The 4,709-nt window shown below is 44.9% G+C and carries 7 protein-coding genes; 2 read left to right on the top strand and 5 right to left on the bottom strand.

The genetic code is table 11. The annotated features are described in order from the left end of the window. On the top strand, positions 1-454 hold a 454-nt coding region (locus tag V7K49_RS18830; protein ID WP_335206839.1), incomplete at its 5' end, for a tetratricopeptide repeat protein. Between the two features lie 242 nt (positions 455-696). Here the strand turns inward: V7K49_RS18830 and V7K49_RS18825 are convergent. Next, complete coding sequence (locus V7K49_RS18825; RefSeq protein WP_335206838.1) at positions 697-1,002, bottom strand: hypothetical protein; 306 nt, start codon at positions 1,000-1,002, stop codon at positions 697-699. Between V7K49_RS18825 and V7K49_RS18820 the strand changes: the two genes are divergently transcribed. Further along, the gene (locus tag V7K49_RS18820) at positions 995-1,138 is read left to right on the top strand and encodes a hypothetical protein (protein WP_335206837.1); all 144 of its coding nucleotides are present in this window, start codon (positions 995-997) and stop codon (positions 1,136-1,138) included. The genes V7K49_RS18825 and V7K49_RS18820 overlap by 8 nt on opposite strands. A 354-nt stretch (positions 1,139-1,492) precedes the next feature. Here the strand turns inward: V7K49_RS18820 and V7K49_RS18815 are convergent, their stop codons facing one another. The 4 genes from V7K49_RS18815 to V7K49_RS18800 all read right to left on the bottom strand — a co-directional run bounded on the left by V7K49_RS18815 (position 1,493) and on the right by V7K49_RS18800 (position 4,459). Further along, a complete protein-coding gene (locus V7K49_RS18815; protein WP_335206836.1) occupies positions 1,493-2,209 on the bottom strand; it encodes a molybdopterin-dependent oxidoreductase in 717 nt (238 codons plus the stop codon). A 7-nt stretch (positions 2,210-2,216) separates the two neighbouring features. Then, entirely contained in the window at positions 2,217-2,813 is a 597-nt protein-coding gene (locus V7K49_RS18810; RefSeq protein WP_335206835.1) for a cytochrome b/b6 domain-containing protein, read from the bottom strand. Positions 2,814-3,149: 336 nt separating this feature from the next. Further along, positions 3,150-3,842 carry a cytochrome c biogenesis CcdA family protein gene (locus tag V7K49_RS18805; RefSeq protein WP_335206834.1) on the bottom strand — a complete coding sequence of 231 codons (693 nt, stop codon included), beginning with the start codon at positions 3,840-3,842 and terminating at the stop codon, positions 3,150-3,152. A gap of 8 nt (positions 3,843-3,850) precedes the next feature. Next, complete coding sequence (locus tag V7K49_RS18800) at positions 3,851-4,459, bottom strand: thioredoxin family protein (RefSeq protein WP_334871570.1); 609 nt, start codon at positions 4,457-4,459, stop codon at positions 3,851-3,853. Positions 4,460-4,709: the final 250 nt, after the last annotated feature.

Raw genomic sequence — 4,709 nt, 5'->3', positions numbered from 1 at the left:
GCTGGGGGATGAACACCCTGATGTGGCAACTAGCCTGAACAATTTGGCAGCACTCTACTTTTCACAGGGAAGGTACAGCGATGCCGAACCTTTGTTAATCGAAGCTTTGGCGATGGGAAAACGCCTGCTGGGGGATGAACACCCTAATGTGGCAACTAGCCTGAACAATTTGGCAGTCCTCTACAATTCACAGGGAAGGTACAGCGATGCCGAACCTTTGTATATCCAAGCTTTAGCGATGAGAAAACGCCTGCTGGGGGATGAACACCCTAATGTGGCAACTAGCCTGAACAATTTGGCACTCCTCTACAATTCACAGGGAAGGTACAGCGATGCCGAACCTTTGTATATCCAAGCTTTGGCGATCGCTGAAAAACAGTTGGGGGCAAATCATCCCGATACAATAACCTACCGAAAGAATCTGGAAGCCTTGCGGCGGAATCGTCAGCCTTGATTCAGGAGAATGGTTGCTTTTGTCTCCCGTTGGTTTCAGTAATTTAGGTAATCTGCACCGGCTGTATTACCCGCCTGGGATTCAAATCCCAGTCTAATAAGTAGGCAAGATAATTAATTACACAATGTTATTGCCAATGCAGTGAAGCAAAATAATGCGATCGCAAAGGCTAAAATTGCTTCTCTAGGATATGCTCTGCGAAGGGTGCGATCGCAATGACTGTAAATTTTTTTGTTTATCTACTAAATGAGTATTTGAACTCCGTCAACGAGGCTTTTATCTCCGTTGACGAGTATTTTATCTCCGTTAACAAGTATTTTATCTCCGTTAACGAGGCTTTTATCTCCGTTAACGAGTATTTTATCTCCGTTAACAAGTCTTTTATCTCCGTTGACGAGTCTTTTATCTCCGTCAACGAGTATTTTATCTCCGTCAACGAGTATTTTAGCTCCGTTAACGAGTATTTTATCTCCGTTGACGAGTATTTTAGCTCCGTTGACGAGTATTTTAGCTCCGTTAGAGTAATCGCAAGTAATAAAAATGCCCAACTGTGATTGCGAACGCTCCCCTGCGTTGCGATCGCAATCACAGGCTAATGAGTCTTTGATGTTCTCATTGAAAAACCCTGAGCAAATTAATCAGCATCAGTTCATTCGACTCTTGCGGGAATACAAAATACCTTGAAAAAGCTACCAGATAAACGCTGTAGCCTTTTTTGGTGAAAACAGATCGCTTTTCTTGAGGCGATCGCCATCATATAGCAGTCCTAAATCACTCGTGAAAAGTTAGATCCCCGACAACTTTTACGAAGTCGGGGATCTGGACACTGCGAATTTTCACAATCTGCGGTTAAACACAAATTAATTGCGATCGCACCGTGGCAATCTCAAACCCTTCCCACTTCTTTACTCAGCACTGTTTCGGTGACTATAACCCAATACGGTTTAGTTAAGGACTACTGGTAAAAATTTTGGGTTTTGGAGACGCGATAAATCGCCGTCTCTACAAGTGTTTTGGTCTTATCTGAACTGTATTGGACTATAACCCTGCAAACCACTCATAGCCCTGATCCTCCCAATAGCCTTTAGTAGGTGACAAATTGCTGACGAAGGTAATTTGAGTCACCCACTTGCTTTGCTTGTAGCCCAGTTTAATTGGGGATGCTAGGCGCATGGGCGCACCATTATCAACTGATAAAGGTTGTCCATTCTTTTGATAAGCCATGAGAGTTTGCGGATGGATAGCAGAGGCCAGATCCCAGCTTTCATAATAGCCATCAGCAGATTTGAAGTAGACATAGCGGACGTTTGACTTAGGCTGTACCAGCGCTACTAAGTCTCGTAATCGCACGCCTCCCCATTGAACGATCGCAGCCCAGCCTTCAACACAAATATGGCGAATTACCATTGAAGTTAAGGGAAGTTTGTGAATATCTGCCATGCTCAATTGCATCGGATTACTAACCTCGCCATCAATCTTCAGCCGAAACTGCGCCGGATCAATTTGCGGGGTGAAGTCAAAGGTATTTATCAGCAATTTGTCTGCTTCTATGGCACTGACAGGAAATTCTGGTACTGCTTTTTGAGTTAGCAGGAGTGCTTCCAGACGTTGGTTTAGTGGCTCAGATATTTGCCACACATTATCTGAGAGCAAATTTGTCCCACAGCCACCTAAAAGAAAGCCTACGCCTGAAAGTCCAGATAGTTGCAGTAACCGCCGACGGGATAGGGTGCGTTTGGGAAGAATCAGACTCATGGAACCTCTACACGAACATAGACTTAACTAGACGGATGCTTCCTACCTTCAGGGCAAGTAAGGAATGAGCAATTGTAAACAGTATGACTGTGGGAACAGTGATAAAGTGAACAGTGCGGAGATTTTGCCAACTACCAAACAGCCCGGAAAGCCAATGTAGTTGGGCAGGTTTGTACATCGCCAAACCACTCAAGATTGCCAGCAGCAGCACTGGAATGATCGCAGTATAAACTAACCGATGCCATGCGTAGTTCTTGCGCTTTGGGTTCTGGCTGACTTGCAATGCTTTTAAGTCACCGCGATCGGCAAACCGACGCTGCCAACGACGAGTTATAAAGATATAAACTCCATACCAAAGTAAGTTCAGCGAAAACAGCCACATAGCAGCGAAATGCCAATGTCTGCCACCCCCTAGCCAACCTCCCAGCAACAGAAAATCAGGAAAATGCCAACCTTCACGCCCGCCAAATACCGGATTGGCATTATAGATTTGCAGTCCGCTAGCGATCATCAAGATGAGACTGATGATATTAATCCAGTGAAAGGTCTTTGAGAGGAAAGTCTGACTTGGTGTTGAGCGGACTTTACGTTTTGATGAGGTCATACCAATTTTGGATTTTGGATTTTTAGGAACAGGATTTAATAAAGAGCAACTTTCGTAGGGTGCGTTATGCCCTTGGCTAACGCACCATCCCAATACTTTCGGTGCGTTACGCTTCGCGGTAACACACCCTACGAAACTTTTGGATTTGAGATTTTTAAGTAGTTGGATAGAATTAATTACACAATGTCATTACGAGCGAAGCGAAGCAATCCCAGCCCTTGCGATTGCTTCGCTTCGCTCGCAATGACGGTAAATATTTTTGTCCATCTACTTATATTGTTCCCAGTTAGAGTGTCGGATTGGATTTTCTAATCCAAAATCTAAAATTGGCACGTCTCACAGAGGTTGAGTAGGAAAGAATGGAGCTAGCCAAAGTTGTATCTGCACATCCCAACCGAGAAGAATAGCGATCGCTGTCGCCACGATCGCTACGCCACCTACGCGCTGCAACGCTGCACTATGAGAGCGGAGATTGAGGATTCGTTTGCTGAGTATTCGCCCACCGTAGGCGATCGCCAACAGAGGCAAACCTGCTCCGATTCCATAAGCAACCAGTAGCCCAAAAGCACCTGCGACTTGATGATTAACTGCTGCTAGGACTAAAATTCCCCCCAAAACCGGCCCAGCACAGGGAGTCCACAAAAGCCCCAACTGAGTCCCTAGCCAAAACTCTCCCATGAGTCCGATTCGTGCAGATTTTTTAGTCCACTTGCCAACTGGGATGTAAGTAAATATTCGGTAACTCCAGGTGGGAAAAATTGCGAGTAATCCCAAAAATAAAAGAAGTGCGATCGCTCCATTCCTTAATAAATTAATCACGCCTGTAAACCAGTTTGCTGTTACACCGAGTAAACTACCTGCTAGTGCAAAACCAGCGATTAATCCCGCTACCAGTGCTACTGGGCCGTAAGTATGCGATTGGAGCGATCGGCCTAATAGCACTGGTAAAATCGGTAAAACACAGGGTGAAAGCACATTCAAAACTCCCCCCAGTAAAGCTAGACTAATTGATAGAGTAGAAGTCGTCATAATTCTTTCTACCCCAATAGCTGGCGGATAGTTTGCTCTATTTTTTCATATGCGCCTTCACCAATATGGTCATATTGTAGTAAACCCTGGCGATCGGCCAAAAACATGTGAGGCCAATACTGATTTTCGTAAGCGTTCCAAGTTTTATACTCGTTATCAACCGGAACCGCATAGGTAATCTGGTGTTGTCGTAGCGCCTTTTTTATATTGTTCGGATCTCGCTCAAAGGCAAACTCTGGTGTGTGGATGCCGATCACCTTCAGTCCCTGCGACTCATACTGCCGATGCCATCTAGTAATGTAGGGCAGGGTACGCTGGCAGTTAATACAAGCAAAAGTCCAAAACTGGATTAAAACAACACTACCTTTGAGGTCAGCTATTGATAAAGGAGTAGAATTAAGCCACTGGCTGATACCCTGAAACTCTGGCAGACTTTTGCCTGCCGGAGTTTTCACTGTAATAGTTTCCAAGTCTTGCGTATTGTCACTTTTTACAGGAGAGATAGAAGGGACATTCACTTTTCTGAAGTTGGAAAATGTTGTGGCTGCACCGATTCCGACAACCCCTAACCCAAGATAAAAAAGTAACTGACGCCGACGGAGTAGGTTGTGATTCATCAGAATTTCTCCTGTTGAGGTCAAAGCGCCAAAGTATAGGGATTGGATCAAGATTTTTCTAGTAACCAGCGCCTATACTTAGTACAAGAAAAGTGATATGCAAAGCTAGTTGTAGCTAGGGCTTGGTGGAAGCAGGGGATTGCTTCATCGCATCGCCAGCCTTATCTTTACCCATCGCATCTTTACCCATAGCACCGCCAGCTTTATCTTTGCTCATTGCATCACCAGCCTTATCTTTACCCATCGCATC

The organism is Nostoc sp. (assembly GCF_036919675.1).
GTDB lineage: Bacteria > Cyanobacteriota > Cyanobacteriia > Cyanobacteriales > Nostocaceae > Nostoc.
Note: the sequence above shows the minus strand (reverse complement) of the source record. Positions and strands in the feature narration are given on the sequence as shown.

Excerpts from the sequence above, each read along its gene's own strand:
- V7K49_RS18820 (WP_335206837.1), top strand. The coding sequence starts at position 995 with ATGCCCAACTGTGATTGCGAACGCTCCCCTGCGTTGCGATCGCAATCA.
- V7K49_RS18810 (WP_335206835.1), bottom strand. The coding sequence starts at position 2,813 with ATGACCTCATCAAAACGTAAAGTCCGCTCAACACCAAGTCAGACTTTC.
- V7K49_RS18815 (WP_335206836.1), bottom strand. The coding sequence starts at position 2,209 with ATGAGTCTGATTCTTCCCAAACGCACCCTATCCCGTCGGCGGTTACTG.
- V7K49_RS18805 (WP_335206834.1), bottom strand. The coding sequence starts at position 3,842 with ATGACGACTTCTACTCTATCAATTAGTCTAGCTTTACTGGGGGGAGTT.
- V7K49_RS18800 (WP_334871570.1), bottom strand. The coding sequence starts at position 4,459 with ATGAATCACAACCTACTCCGTCGGCGTCAGTTACTTTTTTATCTTGGG.